The 16,206-nt window shown below is 59.5% G+C and carries 12 protein-coding genes; all 12 read right to left on the bottom strand.

Going from position 1 to position 16,206, the window contains the following annotated elements; translation table 11 throughout:
• Positions 1-82 precede the first annotated feature (82 nt).
• The 12 genes from AGR13A_RS22310 to AGR13A_RS22255 all read right to left on the bottom strand — a co-directional run bounded on the left by AGR13A_RS22310 (position 83) and on the right by AGR13A_RS22255 (position 15,927).
• Entirely contained in the window at positions 83-2,182 is a 2,100-nt protein-coding gene (locus AGR13A_RS22310) for an FAD-dependent oxidoreductase (RefSeq protein ID WP_080839581.1), read from the bottom strand.
• A 76-nt stretch (positions 2,183-2,258) separates the two neighbouring features.
• Positions 2,259-3,914, bottom strand: a complete 1,656-nt coding sequence (locus tag AGR13A_RS22305; protein WP_080839579.1) for a GMC family oxidoreductase — start codon at positions 3,912-3,914, stop codon at positions 2,259-2,261.
• A 95-nt stretch (positions 3,915-4,009) separates the two neighbouring features.
• A complete protein-coding gene (locus tag AGR13A_RS22300) occupies positions 4,010-5,515 on the bottom strand; it encodes an FAD-dependent oxidoreductase (protein ID WP_080839577.1) in 1,506 nt (501 codons plus the stop codon).
• 16 nt (positions 5,516-5,531) lie between these two features.
• Positions 5,532-6,647, bottom strand: coding sequence for an ABC transporter ATP-binding protein (locus tag AGR13A_RS22295; protein ID WP_035225853.1), 1,116 nt, complete (start codon positions 6,645-6,647; stop codon positions 5,532-5,534).
• A gap of 3 nt (positions 6,648-6,650) precedes the next feature.
• Positions 6,651-7,535: a carbohydrate ABC transporter permease gene (locus AGR13A_RS22290; RefSeq protein ID WP_080839575.1), complete on the bottom strand. Its 885-nt coding sequence runs from the start codon at positions 7,533-7,535 to the stop codon at positions 6,651-6,653.
• Positions 7,535-8,413, bottom strand: a complete 879-nt coding sequence (locus AGR13A_RS22285) for a carbohydrate ABC transporter permease (protein ID WP_035225859.1) — start codon at positions 8,411-8,413, stop codon at positions 7,535-7,537. Before AGR13A_RS22285 ends, AGR13A_RS22290 begins: the two co-directional genes overlap by 1 nt.
• Before the next feature lie 230 nt (positions 8,414-8,643).
• Positions 8,644-9,885 (bottom strand): ABC transporter substrate-binding protein, encoded by a 1,242-nt coding sequence (locus tag AGR13A_RS22280; protein WP_080839572.1) that lies wholly within the window; start codon positions 9,883-9,885, stop codon positions 8,644-8,646.
• 83 nt (positions 9,886-9,968) lie between these two features.
• A complete protein-coding gene (locus AGR13A_RS22275; protein WP_202903088.1) occupies positions 9,969-11,489 on the bottom strand; it encodes an aldehyde dehydrogenase family protein in 1,521 nt (506 codons plus the stop codon).
• Positions 11,489-12,268, bottom strand: a complete 780-nt coding sequence (locus AGR13A_RS22270; protein WP_035225865.1) for an enoyl-CoA hydratase/isomerase family protein — start codon at positions 12,266-12,268, stop codon at positions 11,489-11,491. Before AGR13A_RS22270 ends, AGR13A_RS22275 begins: the two co-directional genes overlap by 1 nt.
• The gene (locus tag AGR13A_RS22265; protein WP_035225867.1) at positions 12,261-13,874 is read right to left on the bottom strand and encodes an acyl CoA:acetate/3-ketoacid CoA transferase; all 1,614 of its coding nucleotides are present in this window, start codon (positions 13,872-13,874) and stop codon (positions 12,261-12,263) included. The genes AGR13A_RS22270 and AGR13A_RS22265 overlap by 8 nt, the downstream gene beginning before the upstream one ends.
• Positions 13,871-14,884: a Gfo/Idh/MocA family protein gene (locus AGR13A_RS22260; protein WP_035225870.1), complete on the bottom strand. Its 1,014-nt coding sequence runs from the start codon at positions 14,882-14,884 to the stop codon at positions 13,871-13,873. Before AGR13A_RS22260 ends, AGR13A_RS22265 begins: the two co-directional genes overlap by 4 nt.
• The gene (locus AGR13A_RS22255; RefSeq protein WP_035225872.1) at positions 14,881-15,927 is read right to left on the bottom strand and encodes a LacI family DNA-binding transcriptional regulator; all 1,047 of its coding nucleotides are present in this window, start codon (positions 15,925-15,927) and stop codon (positions 14,881-14,883) included. Before AGR13A_RS22255 ends, AGR13A_RS22260 begins: the two co-directional genes overlap by 4 nt.
• Positions 15,928-16,206: the final 279 nt, after the last annotated feature.

Below are 16,206 nucleotides of genomic sequence, written 5' to 3'. Positions count from 1 at the left end.
CTTTGCGAGCGCGAGGATAGAGTGCTGATCGGCCGTGTCAAAGGCATGAATGGGCCTTGCCCGGACATAATTCAAAACGAAATCAGTCCCCGACGCATCCTTCTCTTTCGCCGAGATCATAGATGCGCCCGGTCAGCCAGGCGGGCCAGTCCCGTTCAAAGAAGGATTTCCGGCTTTCATCAAATACGCGGTTGGGCCGCGTCGATATCGCCATATCCTCACCTTCAAGCCGGACAACGATCTGCTCGCTCCGATGGTCGTCTTTCTCCCTGCGAAAACGAAATTCCTGCAACGGGCCTGCGGTAATGTCCGGAACAAGTTCACCGTCCGCATCGCAGATCGCGCGAGCGCCTCGGCTGCCGCCGCCGCTGCGAATGAAGTGATCCAAGGCCGTGAGTACGGCCTCGGACGCGATTGCCATCTGTTGCCACTGAACGGCACGAACCGCCTCTGCAACCCGTCCGTAAGCGATCCCGTTCGAACGGATTGTCGCATTGAGTAAACGCGCCTCGGCAAGCGCCTGCGAGACGCTTGCGGCATCGCATATCATCCCCGCTTTGTCGCTCATACGGGACTGGATTTCGGTGCGGATGTCCCTGGCCGACAGGTGACTGTTCTCTTTCAGAATTGCGAGAATATTGTTGATGCCTGCGAGGGCCACCGCGTCAATATTTGCCGATGACGGGGACCTTGCCCGACCACTTGCGCCAATATGCTCGGCTGCGCGTGTGCCAAACACCTGCCCTGCATTCAGAGCCGCCCCACCCGGCCGCGTGACACCATGCGTACCGGCCGCCTCGCCCACGGAATAGCACCCCGCCAGATTGGTCCGCCCCCAGGTATCGACCATGATACCGCCGTTCATGTGCTGGTTGTTCACCGCGAATTCCAGCGGCTCGCTGGCGATGTCGATCTTGTAACGCCGGTAGAGTTCGATCGCGAGCGGGTTCATATGCCGCAGCCGGTCGATCGGCTGTTCCTTCATCGCACCGGCATTTTCGATGTAGCCGCTGACATCGGGGGCGAGGCGATCGAGGCTGAACGGAAGGTCGCCGGGAACCGCCAGCGGATTGCGATTGAAATCCATGAAGACCCGCCGCCCGGCCGCAGACTCACGAAAGATCGCAAGATCGACCAGGCTCGAGCCGAAATCGAGCATGCGGGTCGAATGAAACGGCCATTGGTAGCCCTTCCGGAAAATGTTGGAGGCCATTTCCTGCGTCGTGCGATAATAGCCCGCCAGGAAATGATGCTCCTTGCCCTCGGCATCCAGCGAATAGATGTGGGGGATGGCCTGCACATAGGTTCCCGAGAGGTTCCAGGGAAATCCCTCCCGCCGCGTGCCGATGCCGAACTGGCTTTCCGTGAGGTTGACGAGGTCTATACCAGCCTCCAGCGCCAACCCCAGCGAACCGAAACAGCCATTGGGATAGACGCTGTCGCGATAAAGCTCGCCCGGTCCTCCGGCTGCAAGGACAATCACCGGACACACGAAGAGGGCGATCCCGAACGGGTTGGTGTCGCTGCGCTCATGGGGCTGCATGGCGAGGACGCCGACGACCCGTCTCTTATCACCAGAACCTTCCGTCAATATTTTGACGACGGTCGTGTGATTGTGAAACGGGATATCGAGACGGATCGCTTCATCCGCAAGCACCTTGACCATCAGCCGCGATGTGCGCGGACCGCAGCTCGTCGCCCGGCCGACTTCGTCGTGGTCGGTCTGATATCGCAGCGTCCCGCCCAGCGGGTCCTGCGGCAGGGGCAGTCCGAGGAATTGCAGGGAGGCCATCATGCGCGCCGAGCCGACCGCCTCGACATAGGCGGTATCCTCATCCATCGCACCGCCGCTGCGGATGGCGTGCGCCATCGCCTTGAAGTTGTCGCCCTGATCGGCCGTGTTTGCGGTGTGGAGGGTTTGTTTGTCCGATCCGGAACAGGCCGACGTTCCGCCCCAGGCGCTCTGGCTGAGGATGATGACATCATCGCCGCGCCGCTTCATTTCCACTGCGGCCCGCAGCCCGGCGGCACCGGAACCGACCACGACGCAACCTGCCCGATGAACCGGGATATCGATGCCGCCGCGCGCGATCATCTCCCTGGGGCCGGGCGCATTCGGCAAACGCGGCATGTTCACATCCGTGAGCGCGTCAAGAATATGCTGCGGGACGGTCGCGTCCATGAGCGTTGTACTCCTCGTAAATTCGCTTTCAGGCTTTGTCTCAGCTTCGTATCGGGACCGTCCGATCGCGGAATGACTACCGAACCTGCGCGCGCGCCCTTGGACGCGTTTCATTGCGTTCATGCGAGAAAATCGCGGGCGCAAGGGGGCCAAGTCCTCTTATCAGATCAGCACCCTTCTCCCCGACCATGATCGTCGGCGCATTGGTATTGCATGAGGGAACGCGCGGCATGACGGAGGAATCGCAGACCCGCAGCCCTTCGAGACCATGCACCTTGAGATCGAGGCCAACGACGGATTCCGGCCCGTTGCCCATCTTGCAGGTGCCGACAGGATGGTGATCGGTCTTGGCATTGGCGCAGCCGTAATCGAAAAGCTCATCATCCGTCATGACCTTGGGACCCGGAAGACGTTCCGCCAGAATATAGGGCTTCAACGCCGCCTGCTGGAATATCTCGCGGGCAATCTTGAGGCCCTCCAGCGACATCTTCCGGTCATGGGGATCGGACCAATAATTGGGATCGATCAACGGCGCGGCGGCTGTATCGGAGGATGAAAGCCGCACGGTTCCGCGCGATCTGGGGTGAAGATAGGCGGAGTTCAGCGTAACACCGGCATTTTTCAGCCGCTCCACACCCGCCTCGATACCCGACCCCAACCCCAGATGGAACTGGATATCCGGCGAGCGCGCATCCGGGTCCGCATACCAGAAACCGCCCGTTTCAAACAGCGAGGAGGCGACCGGGCCGGTACGGAACAGAACATATTCAAGCCCCGCCCATATCGTCCGATGAAGCTTGGCGACGCCGTCATAGGTATGGTCGCCGGTGCACTCGGCAATCACGAAAAGATCGAGATGATCCTGAAGGTTCGAACCGACGCCGGGCAGGTCATGCAGCACCTTTACGCCCACGGATGTCAGATGATCCGCCGGGCCAATACCCGATTGCTGCAGAAGCTTGGGCGAACCGATGGCGCCGGAAGAGACGAGGACTTCCCGTTCGGCGTGGATGATCTCCAAGCCGGATTTTCCCACCACCTCAACGCCCGTGGCGCGTTTTCCTTCCAGCACGATGCGGGAAACGCGGGCGCCAAGTTTGATCGTCAGGTTCTTGCGATGCCGGATCGGGTTGAGATAGGCGAGTGATGCCGACGACCGGCGGCGATTGCGCTGGGTGAGCTGATAGAAGCCGACGCCGGCCTGCTGCCGTCCGTTGAAATCGTGATTATAGGGAATGCCCAGTTCCTGGCCGGCCCTGATATAGGCATCGCAGATGGGTAGCGCCGAAACCGGCATGGAGACCCCAAGCGGCCCACCATAGGAATGATAGTCATCGGCAAAACGCTGATTGTCTTCCGCCCGTTTGTAATAAGGCAGGATATCGCGATAGCTCCAGCCATCGCAGCCATCCTCGGAAACCCATGTGTCATAATCGGCCGCATTGCCGCGCGTATAGAGCTGGGCATTGATCGATGACCCGCCGCCCAGAACCTTGGCCTGGGTGTAACGCAACACCCTGCCCTTCATGTGCTTTTGCGGCACCGTCTCCCAGCCCCAGCTCGCCACGCCTTTTGTCATCTTGGCAAAACCGGCCGGCATGTGGAAAAGCGGGTTCCAGTCTCCCCCGCCGGCTTCGAGCAGCAGGACGTTGACATCGGGGTCTTCGCTCAAACGGTTGGCAAGCACACATCCAGCGGGGCCGGCACCGGTGATGATATAGTCGAAACGCATCGAACTATCCTGTTACACTAGAGGGATCTGATGGCCGCCGTCGGCATAAAGCGACATCGCGGTCATGACATGCGAGGGTGTCGGGAGCTTCAGCCTCATGGAGCGAGATCCTCCGTCGATATATGGTGGGCGACCCTCAGCGCCTGGCTCGCAATGGTGAGCGCCGGATTGACGGCGGCGGAGGTCGGCAGAAAGCTGGCGTCGACAACGAAAAGGTTGCGGTGCTCATGGGAGCGGCAGAAGGGATCGAGCGGGGCGGTCGCCGGGTCGTTGCCCATGCGGATCGTGCCGCACTGATGCGAGGGCGTACGCTTGTCGAAAGGTTTCGACAGGACGATCGGAAAACCGACAGATTTGAGAATGCCTTTCAGCTTTGCAACCAGCGCCAGATGAGCGTCCCAGTTGGTTCGCCGCCAGTGGAGGACGATGCGATTTCCGTCGATCATGATCCTGCTGTCGGGATGGGGAATATCTTCGCTCATCGCGTAGAAATCGATCGCATGTGCGGTCAGCCGCTGAAGCAGCCATTCCGGCACGCGGGGCATTGCCCCCTTCAGGATCGCCGGCGAAATCTTGCCGAGCAGCTGAACATTGCCAAGAGGCGGTCCGCCCTCGCCATCAGACAGATAGAAGTCATTGAAACCGAATGTCTTTTGATAAACGGCCGTGTTACGGAAATTCGGCGATACGGCGATCACCGCCGAGGAATTGTGGTTCATGAAGTTTCGCCCGACCTGATCGGACGAATTCGCCAGACCGTTCGGATGTCGCTCATCCGCCGAGCGCAGCAGCAGCGCTGCTGACTGTACGGCCCCCGCAGACAGGATTACCAGTTTTGCCGTGACCGAGCGGTTTTCGCCATTCTGCTGATAATGGACGCGCTCGATGGTGCCGCTCTGTCCCGCCTCAAGTCTGGTTACCCTGGCGGAGGTTTCGATTCTGACGTTCGGATATTCGAGGGCCTTGAGGAGCGCCGCAGTTTCCGCATCCATCTTGCCATCCCGGGAATTCGGATGGGCATCCCATGGGGTTCGGCCTTTCGAGAGCCATTTTTCAATATCGACGGCCAGAGGCAGCGAGAAAGGATGCAGGCCTTTCGCTTTCAGGCGTGCACGGACATCAGCCACCGGTGGCTCGTCCGCAACGGCCGAGAATGAATATGCCGTGGAATGCTCCGGTTCCGTAGGGTCCTCCCCCAACGCACCGCGAACCTGATACATCGCCTCCGCCTTGCCGTACCAGGGCTCCAATTCCTCATAGGGGAACGGCCAAGCGGGCGAAACACCTTCCCTGTGCCTGATTTCGCTGAAATCTTCCTTGCGATAGCGCGACAGCACGGCACCGTAGAATTTCGAATTTCCGCCGACATTGTAATAATTGCCGGGATTGAACGCAGCGCCATTGGCCTCGTACCAGCTCTCCTTGGGGCGAAAATGGCCCTTCTGAAAGATGGCGCGCTGGTCGCGATTGACCGGGCTGTCGGCGATATAATCACCGGCTTCGAGGATCAGGATATCGGCGCCTGTCGCCGCAAGACCTGCGGCAACCGTCGCGCCACCGATACCGGAGCCGATAATGATAATGTCTGGGCTCTTCATCATGCTGTTACCAGGTACTTCAGGCGATACGCGCCTGGCTCGTCGGATCGAAGAACACTGCCTTGTCGAGGTTGAAGGCAAGGCGAGCGTTCTGGCCGGCGTGAATGCGGGCATCGGCGCGCAGGCGGGCAACGACCTCCTTGCCGCCGAGCTTGGTGACGGCGAAAGTATCCGATCCGGCGGGCTCCACGACCTCGATGTGGCACTCGCCTTCGGCAAGCGTGCGGGCGTTCCTGTCCGCCCCTTCCGGGTCGGTCAGAGCCTCGGGACGGATGCCGAAAATGACCTGCCTGCCCGCATGGGACGCGAGCGCCTCCTTGCCGGCAGCGACGGGAAGGCGCATCGGCGCGCCATCGGGTCTCGCAAGGGAAACGGAAAGTCCGGCCGCGTCCTGTTCGATGGTGCCGGTCAGAAGGTTCATGGCGGGCGAGCCCATGAAATCTGCGACGAACATGTTGGCCGGATTGTTGTAAATCTCGGCAGGCGATCCGAATTGCTGCAGAACGCCGTCCTTCAGAACCGCGATTTTCGTCGCCAGCGTCATTGCTTCGATCTGGTCGTGGGTCACATAAACGATCGTGGTCTTCATCCGCTGGTGCAGTCGCTTGATCTCGGTGCGCATGTCGACGCGCAGCTTGGCATCAAGGTTGGACAGCGGCTCATCGAAAAGAAAGACCTGTGGATTGCGCACCAGCGCGCGGCCCATCGCGACGCGCTGCCGTTGGCCGCCTGACAACTGGCTCGGCTTGCGGTCGAGGAGATGGCCGATCTGGAGAATATCGGCAACCTGCTTGATCGCCTTCTCGCGCTCTTCCTTCGGAACCTTGCGGATCTCCATTCCAAAGGCGATGTTCCCGGCAACGGTCATGTTGGGATAAAGCGCGTAGGACTGAAACACCATGGCGATATCGCGCTGGGAGGGCGGCAGACCGGCGACGTTGCGGCCATTGATCGAGATCGTGCCAGATGTGATGGGCTCCAGACCGGCAATGGTGTTGAGCAGGGTGGACTTGCCGCAGCCGGAAGGTCCGACGAGCACCAGAAAACCGCCCTCCTCGATTTCGATATTGATGTCCTTTAGAATTTCCAGCGCGCCGTAAGACTTGCGCAGATGCGAGATTTCGAGAAACGACATGGTTTATCCTTTCACAGCGCCGGACATGAGACCCCGGACGAAATAGCGGCCGGAGACGATGTAAACGATGAGGGTTGGCAGGGCGGCGAGGATCGCGCCCGCAAAATGGACATTGTATTCCTTCACTCCCGTGGACGAGGAGACGAGATTGTTGAGCGCCACCGTCATCGGGGTCGAAGACGCACCCGAAAACGAGGCGCCGAACAGGAAGTCATTCCAGATATTGGTGAATTGCCAGATGACCGAGACCACGATGATCGGTCCCGATGACGGCAGCAGGATGCGGCGGAAAATCTGGAAGAAACTCGCACCGTCGATCTGGGCCGCCCGGACGAGTTCCGTCGGAAAGGCTTCATAGTAGTTGCGGAAATAGAGCGTGGTGAAGCCCAGACCATAGATCACATGCACCATGATCAGGCCCCAGATCGAACCGGCGAGACCCAAAGTGCCGAGGATGCGCGCCATGGGGATCAGCACGATCTGGAACGGGATGAAGCATGACAGCAAAAGCAGCCCGAAGAAGACGTTCGAACCGCGAAAGCTCCACTTGGTCAGAACGTAACCGTTCAGCGCACCAACGATGGTGGAAATCGCGACAGCCGGAACAACCATCAGGATCGAATTGATGAAGAAGGGCTTGAGGCCCGTCGGCTGGACACCGATCTGCGCCGTGGACCAGGCGGAAAGCCAGGGCTCGACGGTCCACGCCTGCGGCAGGTTCAACATGCCGCCCTGGCGGATTTCGTCCAGGGGTTTCAGCGAATTCACCACCATCACATAGAGCGGCAGCATGTAATAGAGCGCAAAGAATATCAGTGCGAGATAGATCAGCGCGCGTGTCAGATGACCGTGACTGATTGCATTTTGTTGGTTTGGAGCGCCGCTCATCAGCGTTTCCCTCCGCGAATTTCCGAATAGAGATAGGGGACGATGATCGAGAAGATCATGATGAGCATGATGATCGCCGAGGATGCACCGATGCCCATGGAATTGCGCGTGAACGTGTAGGAATACATGAATGTCGCCGGCAGCTCGGTCGCCTGTCCCGGTCCGCCACCGGTCAACGCGACCACAAGATCGTAGGCCTTGATGGCGAGGTGCGCGAGAACGACGAATGCGGACAGGAAGACCGGCCGCATCAGTGGAATGATGATGCGGCGATAGGTCATGACGGTCGAGGCGCCATCGATCTGCGCCGCCTTGATGATTTCATTGTCGACACCGCGAAGGCCGGCCAGAAACATCGCCATGACAAAGCCCGACGACTGCCAGACGGCGGCGATCACCACGCAGTAGATGGCGTAGTTGCGATCCTTGATCCACGCAAACTGGAAGCTTTCCCATCCCCATAGATGCATGGTGTTCTGCAGGCCGATGCCGGGATCCAGAAACCATTTCCACGCCGTGCCCGTAACGATGAAAGACAGCGCCATGGGATAAAGATAGATCGGTCGCAGAAAGCCTTCGCCGCGGATTTTCTGGTCGAGCAGGATCGCCAGAAACAGGCCGAGAACCGAGCAGATGATGATGTAAAGGGACGCAAAGATCGCCAGGTTGCTGATCGCCCGCCACCAGTGCGGTAGCGCCCAGAGCCGCTGGTAATTCATCAGCCCGACGAAATTATAGGAGGGCAGCATCTTACTGTCCGTCAACGACAGGAAGCCCGTATAGGCAATGAAGCCATAGACGAAAATGATAATGACGACGAAGCTTGGAGCCAGAACAAGCTTCGGTAACAGCTCCTGAAGTCGACTACGACCAGTCATCGCGCAGATATCCTTGATCCTTGAAACAGCGCCCGATGCTTGCCGTTTCCGTCAATGAGAGCATTTCCAGGAAAAGTGGACCCCGGTTTTCCGTTCGGAAATGCGACAAAACAAAGAGTTTAGGTAGCCGAAGGCGACAGGCTGCCTGCAAGGCGCCCGGACGGTTCGACTGCGATTTCATGCGAGCATTGGTGCGGCGGGGGGCATGCCCCCACCGCATTTTTGCGCGTTTACTTTGCGGCTGCGACGGCAGCAGGCAGTTCGACGATTGCCTCATCCGGCGTCAGTTCACCGTTGAACTCACGGGTAACGACGTCGTAGATCGCGTTTTTGACGGCAGCCGGGTTGGCGTGACCGTGGGCCATCGAGCCGAAGAGCTTGCCGCTCTTGTCGGCCTCTGCAAGATCGGCGATCGCCTTCTTGCCGCAGGCATCAAAGGCCTCGTTGGACACGTCGGACCGGGCCGGAGCCGAACCCTTGACGACATTGAATGCCGACTGGAAGGTCGGGCTTTCGATTGCCGCCGCCATTTCCATCTGCGCCGGCACCTTGTCGGCGGCCACCTTGAACATGGCGAACTGGTCGGAGTTGAACGTCACCGCCCCTTGCGTTTCAGGATAACGCACGCAGACGAAGTCCGTGCCCGGCACCTTCTTGGCCTTGACGAATTCACCCTTCGCCCAGTCACCCATGAACTGGACGCCGGCCTTGCCTTCGATGACCATGGCGGAAGCAAGGTTCCAGTCGCGACCAGAGAAATTGTCATCCACGTAGGTGCGAAGTTTCGTCATGCGCTCGAAAGCGGTCTTCATCTTCTCGCCGCCAAGGGCCGCCGGGTCGAGGTCGATGAATGCCTGCTTGTAGAAATCGGTGCCGAGCGAAAGCACGACCGCGTCGAAGATCGTTGCGTCCTGCCATGGCTGCCCACCGGCAGCGATCGGGGTGATGCCCTGCGCCTTGAAGTTGTCGAGCATGGCGACCAGCTCGTCCCAGTTCTTGGGCTCCTTGCCGCCAGCCTTGTCGAGCGCCGCCTTGTTGATCCACATCCAGTTGGTGGAATGCACATTCACAGGTGCGGCAATCCAGTGGCCGTCATATTTCGAGAAGCGCTGCAGGGCTTTCGGAATGACCCTGTCCCAGCCGTCTTTGGCGGCCAGTTCATCGAGGTTGCCGAGAGCCCCTTCTTTCGCCCAGTCCTGAATGTCGAAACCGAGCATCTGAACGGCGGTCGGCGCATTACCGGCGGTAACGCGGGCGCGCAGCACCGTCATGGCTTCCGTGCCGCCGCCGCCGGCGACAGGCATATCGGTCCAGGTAATGTTCTTCGCCTCAAGGTCCTTCTTCAGGACGTCGAGTGCGGCAGCCTCGCCGCCGGATGTCCACCAATGCAGAACTTCGACATTTTCCGCCGCCTGTGCAGCGCCGGCCATCATTGACACTGCCAATGCAGTGGTTGTCAGAAATTTGCGCATATGTTCCTCCCATTGTCGCAAATTAAAGCGAGGAGATCCCCGCCCCGTCACCCGTCCTCCTCAGACGCAGTCAGTCTAACCGGCTAGGCCGGTTTTTCAGTCTGCGGCATCCACCAGCTGGTTCGGCCGCCAATATGCATGTTCACGGTCTTGGTTTCCGTATAGTCCTCGACCGCATGGCGACCGAGTTCCCGGCCGAGACCGGACTGCTTGTAGCCTCCGAACGGCAGCTCGCTCGCGCCATCCATGAAGGTATTCATCCACACCGTACCGGCCCGCACGCGGCGCCCGATCGTCAGGCATGTATCGAAATCGCGGCTCCAGACCCCTGCGGACAGGCCGTAATCGACGGAATTGGCGATCTCGATAGCTTCTGCGGCTGTCTCAAATGTCAGAACCGAAAGGACCGGTCCGAAAACTTCCTCACGCGCAACGGCCATGGCCGGCGTGACATCCGATAGAATGGTAGGCGCCATGAACTGACCCATTCCCAAGTCCAGCTTTTCTCCCCCATGAGCGATCTGTGCGCCGCTATTTTTCGCATCTGAAACGTAACCGGAGATTTTTTCAAGATGCTGAAGCGTAATGATCGCGCCGACCTGTGTCGTCGGATCCAGAGGATCGCCCACCTTTACCTTGCTGGCAAGCTCGCCGACGCGCTTGACCACGTCCGCCGCGATGCTTTTGTGAAGAATGAGGCGTGACCCGGCATTGCAGCACTCGCCGGCGTTAAAATAAGCCCCGAAGACTGCCGCATCGATGAATGCATCGAGATCGGCATCGGGGAAGACGATCTGCGGGTTCTTGCCGCCGAGTTCCAGCGAGACCTTTTTCAGCGTCTGCGCGGCATTGACCATGGTCAGCTTGCCGACGCCCGTGGAACCCGTGAAAGAGACCATATCGACTGACGGATGCGAGGTCATGATCGAACCGACCTCGGCGCCGGTTCCGGTCACGATGTTGACGACACCCTTCGGCACGCCGGCTTCCTGCAGGATTTCGCCGAGAACGAGCGTGGAACCGGAGCTGAGTTCCGAGGGCTTTACAACCGTGGTGCAGCCGGCCGCCAGCGCGAAAGGCAACTTCTGACCGACAATCAGGAAAGGGAAATTCCAGGGCGTGATGATCGACACGACACCGATCGCCTCACGCAGAACAACACCGAGCGTGCCGTCACCGAGCGTATTATAGCTTTCGCCATGCAGATCTCTGGCAAGTGCGGCGGCATAACGCCAGATATCGACGGAACCGGCGATTTCACCACGCACCTGCGTAATCGGCTTTCCGGCCTCGATGGCATCGAGATAGGCAAGCTCCTCGGATCGTGCGGCAATGAGATCGGCAGCCTTCAACAGAATTGCCGAGCGTTCGGAGGCAGTCATGCGCGGCCATGGCCCGGTATCAAAAGCGGTCCGTGCCGCCGCTATCGCCCGTTCCGCATCAGCCTTGGTTCCGTATTGAAAGCGGCTGACGACGGAGCCATGGCCGGGTGCTATCCGCTCGATCGGATCGGCATTGCCTTCGACCCATTGGCCATCGATAAACATCTTGAAATCTCTGGCCGTCCGGTCGCTCAGCATTTTCGGATTGATCAGAACCGTCATCACCATTCTCCGTTAAATATTGCCGGGCGCTTTGCGCCAAATGCCGCCACGCCTTCCTTCAGGTCGCCGGTCTTGGCAGCCAGTATGGAACCCAATGCTTCGACCGCCGTGCCATTGTCTTCACCGCTTGCCGAAGCGATCATCAGTTTGACGATCTCGGACGCAGCCGGGCCACGCGCGGCAACACGCTGCGCATAATCTTTCGCGGCGGTCAGAGCATTGCCAGTCGGGGTGACGGCATCGACAATCCCAAGCGCGAGCGCTTCCTGCGCGCTGAATGTCTCACCGCCGAGCGCCATCCGGCGCACGGGCTGCGCGCCGAACCGCCTGACCAGCCGCTGCGTGCCCGACCAGCCCGGCACCATGCCGAGGCTGGTTTCCGGCAGACCGATCTTGATCTGCTCCTCGGCAATACGAATGTCGGCGATACCCGCCAGTTCCAGGCCGCCGCCAAGCGCATGGCCGTTCAGCGCGGCGATCAACGGCATCCGCAAGGTCGCAAGCCGTTCGAAGACCCGGTGACCATGGCGAACCCAGCCGTGGCCAAATTCCTGGGGCTGCATGCCGCCCCATGCCTTGATGTCGCCACCGGCCGAGAAACCCTGCCCCTCGCCGGTCAGGATCGCCACACGGACCGCACTGTTTGCCTCGACCTCATCGGCGGAGGCCATCAGCGCCTCAAGCATATTGAGATCGAGCGCATTGCGTTTTTCCGGCCGCGATACCGTCAGGATCGCGATGTGGCCGTTGACCTCGACGCGGACCGTGCCGTTAGCCATGGAAGGTTCCCTCCAGCACGCGGGCGCTTTTTTTGGGCAGCGCAAGTCCGATATTGGCTTCGGTAAAAAGCGAGCCGTCCATCACCTTGAGATCGTCGGCGACGATAAGCTCGAATTCGGACTGGTCGAGAATCTGGGTCTGCAAATCGATGCCCGGCGCGATCTCCGTCAGCACGATGCCTTGCGGCGTCAGTTTCATCACGCAGCGTTCGGTGACATAGGTGATGTCCTGACCCTGTTCGATTGCCCTGCGGCCGGAGAAGGTCACGTGTTCGACTTCATTGACGAGCTTCTTCAGCTTTCCTTCTTTTTCGACAATCAGCTTGCCATCATTGATCGACAGCTTTGCCCCCGCATTGAACATGCCGGAAAAGACGATTTTTCTCGCCCGCGCCGTGATGTCGACGAAGCCGCCCGCGCCGGCGGTCACATGCGGACGGAAAGAAAGCTTCGAGACATTGACGGAGCCGTCCCGGCCGATTTCGAGGAAGGACAGCAGCGACGCATCAAAGCCCGCGCCCTGGAAATAGGTAAACTGATAGGGCGACGGCATATAGGCGTCGGCATTCGAAGCGCAGCCGAAGGCGAAATCCAGCAGCGGAACCCCGCCGACCGCCCCCTGCTCGATCACCCAGGTCACGGAACCATGCAGCCCTTCTTCCAGCAGAATTCTCGGCACATTGGCGGAGATGCCGAAACCGAGATTGACGCAGCTTCCAGCCTCAAGTTCCTGCGCCACACGCCGGGCAATCACTTTCTGGATGTTGAATTCCGGCACCTCGAATGAATCGAGCGGATGAAAGACCTCTCCCGAGATCGCCGGATCATAGGCCGTCTGCGTCGTCTGCTTCTGATCGGGATCGACCACCACATAATCCACCAGCATGCCGGGCACCCGCACATCGTGCGGCTTGAGCGAGCCTTCCTTGGTGATGCGCTTCACCTGCGCAATGATGATGCCGCCATTGTTGCGGGCGGCCAGCGCCTGATCGAGCCCCCCGAGATAAGCGCCCTCATGTTCATAGGAGAGGTTGCCGCGCTCATCGGCGGTCGTCGCGCGGATGATCGTCACCTGCGGAATGATCGAGGGGAAATAGAGCCAGTCCTCGCCCTCGAAAGTCACCCGTTTGACGACAGGCTCGGCCGCAGCCGAAGCATTCATCGCACAGCCCTGACGGGCCGGATCGACAAAGGTATCGAGGCCGATTTTGGTCAAGACGCCCGGGCGCTTTGCAGCCGCCTCGCGATGCATGTCGAACATGATGCCGGATGGAATATTATAGGCCGGGATTTCATCCCCGGTAACCATCTGCCAGATCAGCGGCGGCTCGGCGCTGGAAGGGCCGGACGGGTATGAACCACCGATGATCCGCTTCAACAGGCCTTTTTTTGCGATGTGATCGACACCCTTGATACCGCTCATGTCACCCGCGGCAATCGGATGAAGTGTCGTGATGTTCTTTGGATGTCCGGTCGCATCGAAGCGGTCACCGATCGCCTTCAACATTAGATCGGGGCAACCCAGACCGCTTGACGACGAAACGGACACGATTGCGCCATCTGGAATGAGATCCGCTGCCTGGGCTGGAGTAATGTGTTTTTTCATGACCGGCTCTCGATTCCCGTTTTGACCCGAACAGCGGCACCGCTTTTTGACGCTTCGACGACAGCAAGCCCGGTCGCCAGCGACCAGATGCCGTCTTCAGCAGTCGCGGAAGGTTTGCCGCCGGTGATGGCCGTGTGGAAAGCTTTGAGCGCGACGTCATAGAGATTGTCGGAACCCGCCTGGATTTCCTCCTCGCCAGCCTCGGTTCGAAGCACCACGGTGCCGACCGACTTCTGGGTCATCACATTTCTGGCGATCAGGGAGCCTTCGGTGCCATGAACCTCGAAACCGGTTTCGGCATATCTGGTCGTGAAGCCATCGTGGAACTGCGCGATAAGACCGTTTTCGAAACGAATGACACCCATGACGGCGTCTTCAAGTCCCTCCCGGCTCATGCCGCCGGCTTGAGAAAATGCGATGACTTCGACCGGATCGGCACCCAGCACGAAGCGAAGCGTGTCCACGTCGTGCACGGTGATGTCGAGGATGACACCACCGCCCGCAGACGGCTTGTCCAGCCGCCAGCCCTGCAGATGCGGGGGCAGGTAAACCGCATGAAAAACGCGCGCGCTCAGCGGTGTTCCGATCCTGCCGGCCGCTATCGCATCGCGCATCACCCGATGGGTTGGCGCATTACGCAGATGATGATTTGTCGCCAGAACGACATTTGCCTTGCGCGCCGCCTCCGCCATTGCGTGCGCCTCTTCGAGCGACATGGCCAGAGGCTTTTCACAAAGAATATGTTTCCCTGCGCGGGCGGCGGCGAGCGCCTGCTCGCAATGCAGATCATTCGTCGTCGAAATATAAACCGCATCGATGGCCGGATCGGCAAGAAGCGACGCCAGATCCGAGGCAACATTCGGAATGCCGTTTTCCGCCGCATATTCCGCCCCGCGAACAGGGTTGGAACTCAGAACGGAAACAACCTCACCGCCGCTTTTTCTAATTGCGTTAATCACCCATTCACGGGCGATCGTGCTTGCACCGATCAATCCCCAACGCACCGTCATGCCAATGTCCTCCCGACTTCATTCCGCCCTGCCCCGCAGCTCTCCCGCACAACGAGCCGAACCGCCGTTGTCACGGCCTCCGCATCGGCCTTCTCCGAATTGATCTGCTTGAGAAGCAGCTGTGCTGCCCGCCTGCCAATCCCCTGGGGATCGACGGCAATCGTGGTCAGGGCCGGCACCGTCGTCTTGGCTTCAATGACATCGTCAAAGCCGACAACCGCGAAATCCCGCCCCGCCTCCATCTGCCGGGCGCGCAGCCCGTCGCAGACACCAAAAGCCACGGCGTCGTTGAAGCAGACGGCAGCCGTGACCGGATCGCCTGCTTCGAGCACACGTCCGATCGCCTCGACGCCGCCGGCACGCGAGGGCGCGCAGGGAACAACGGCCGCCTCCTGAAAAGGCAGACCGGCGACAGCCAGGGCATCCCGAAAGCCGCTGACCCGCTCGTGAAAAACCGCCGTATCGGGAAAGCCGCCCATGAAGGCGATGCGGGTGTGACCAAGCGAGGCAAGATGAGCCACCGCCTGCGCCATACCAGACTGATTATCCGATGCCACTGACGAGACTTTCGCTCCGGGCAGGCTGCGAACAACGACCACGACGGGAATGCCGGCGGCTGTCAGCGGCTTGAAGTCGAGCGGATCGGTCGCACGGGCGGGTGACACGATCAGCCCGGAAATGCCATGCTCGCGCATAGAGGAAATCACCTCGCGCTGCCGATCGATGCTTTCACTGGTATTGGCGAGAAATTGCACATAGCCGGCCGATTGCACGACCGTGTCAACGCCGACGGCAAGTTCCGCAAAAAAGCTGTTCGTCAGATCATTGACGACGACCCCGATGATTTTCGATTTCGCGCTGGTCTGGCGCAGGTTCGCAGCACCGCGATTATAGACATAACCAAGTTCGCGCATTGCCGCATTGACCTTGGCCCGCGTTCCCTCATTGACGAGCGGAGACCCCCGCAGCACCAGCGAGACGGTCGATTTCGACACGCCTGCAGCCTGCGCGATATCTATAACGGTTACCCGTCCGCCAGTCATTGAAGCCCTCCCATGCCTTTCCTCGAAATCGAGGTTAATTAATTGGAACGTTCCAATTTTGTCAAGCGACATTGCCGAACCAAAAATGAAAACAACGGGACAGAGAATAAAAATCCTCCAATAATTTATTTATTTCAATGCATTATAGGAAATTTTTGATTCTTGTAATTTCCGTGAACTCTTCGAAATTTGCGACGGCATGCGATTGAAAAATGGAACGTTCCAAAATACGCTAATGTTTCTTCCCAACAGGAGCAATGTTTATCAGGCCTGCAATGC

The sequence above is a fragment of the Agrobacterium genomosp. 13 str. CFBP 6927 genome (genome assembly GCA_900012615.1).
GTDB lineage: Bacteria > Pseudomonadota > Alphaproteobacteria > Rhizobiales > Rhizobiaceae > Agrobacterium.
This window is presented reverse-complemented; position numbering and strand designations above follow the sequence as displayed.

Coding starts and splice junctions, on each gene's coding strand:
- AGR13A_RS22285 (WP_035225859.1), bottom strand. CDS start 8,413: ATGACTGGTCGTAGTCGACTTCAGGAGCTGTTACCGAAGCTTGTTCTG.
- AGR13A_RS22260 (WP_035225870.1), bottom strand. CDS start 14,884: ATGACGGTGCGTTGGGGATTGATCGGTGCAAGCACGATCGCCCGTGAA.
- AGR13A_RS22270 (WP_035225865.1), bottom strand. CDS start 12,268: ATGGCTAACGGCACGGTCCGCGTCGAGGTCAACGGCCACATCGCGATC.
- AGR13A_RS22305 (WP_080839579.1), bottom strand. CDS start 3,914: ATGCGTTTCGACTATATCATCACCGGTGCCGGCCCCGCTGGATGTGTG.
- AGR13A_RS22280 (WP_080839572.1), bottom strand. CDS start 9,885: ATGCGCAAATTTCTGACAACCACTGCATTGGCAGTGTCAATGATGGCC.
- AGR13A_RS22295 (WP_035225853.1), bottom strand. CDS start 6,647: ATGTCGTTTCTCGAAATCTCGCATCTGCGCAAGTCTTACGGCGCGCTG.
- AGR13A_RS22310 (WP_080839581.1), bottom strand. CDS start 2,182: ATGGACGCGACCGTCCCGCAGCATATTCTTGACGCGCTCACGGATGTG.
- AGR13A_RS22300 (WP_080839577.1), bottom strand. CDS start 5,515: ATGATGAAGAGCCCAGACATTATCATTATCGGCTCCGGTATCGGTGGC.
- AGR13A_RS22275 (WP_202903088.1), bottom strand. CDS start 11,489: ATGACGGTTCTGATCAATCCGAAAATGCTGAGCGACCGGACGGCCAGA.
- AGR13A_RS22265 (WP_035225867.1), bottom strand. CDS start 13,874: ATGAAAAAACACATTACTCCAGCCCAGGCAGCGGATCTCATTCCAGAT.
- AGR13A_RS22255 (WP_035225872.1), bottom strand. CDS start 15,927: ATGACTGGCGGACGGGTAACCGTTATAGATATCGCGCAGGCTGCAGGC.
- AGR13A_RS22290 (WP_080839575.1), bottom strand. CDS start 7,535: ATGAGCGGCGCTCCAAACCAACAAAATGCAATCAGTCACGGTCATCTG.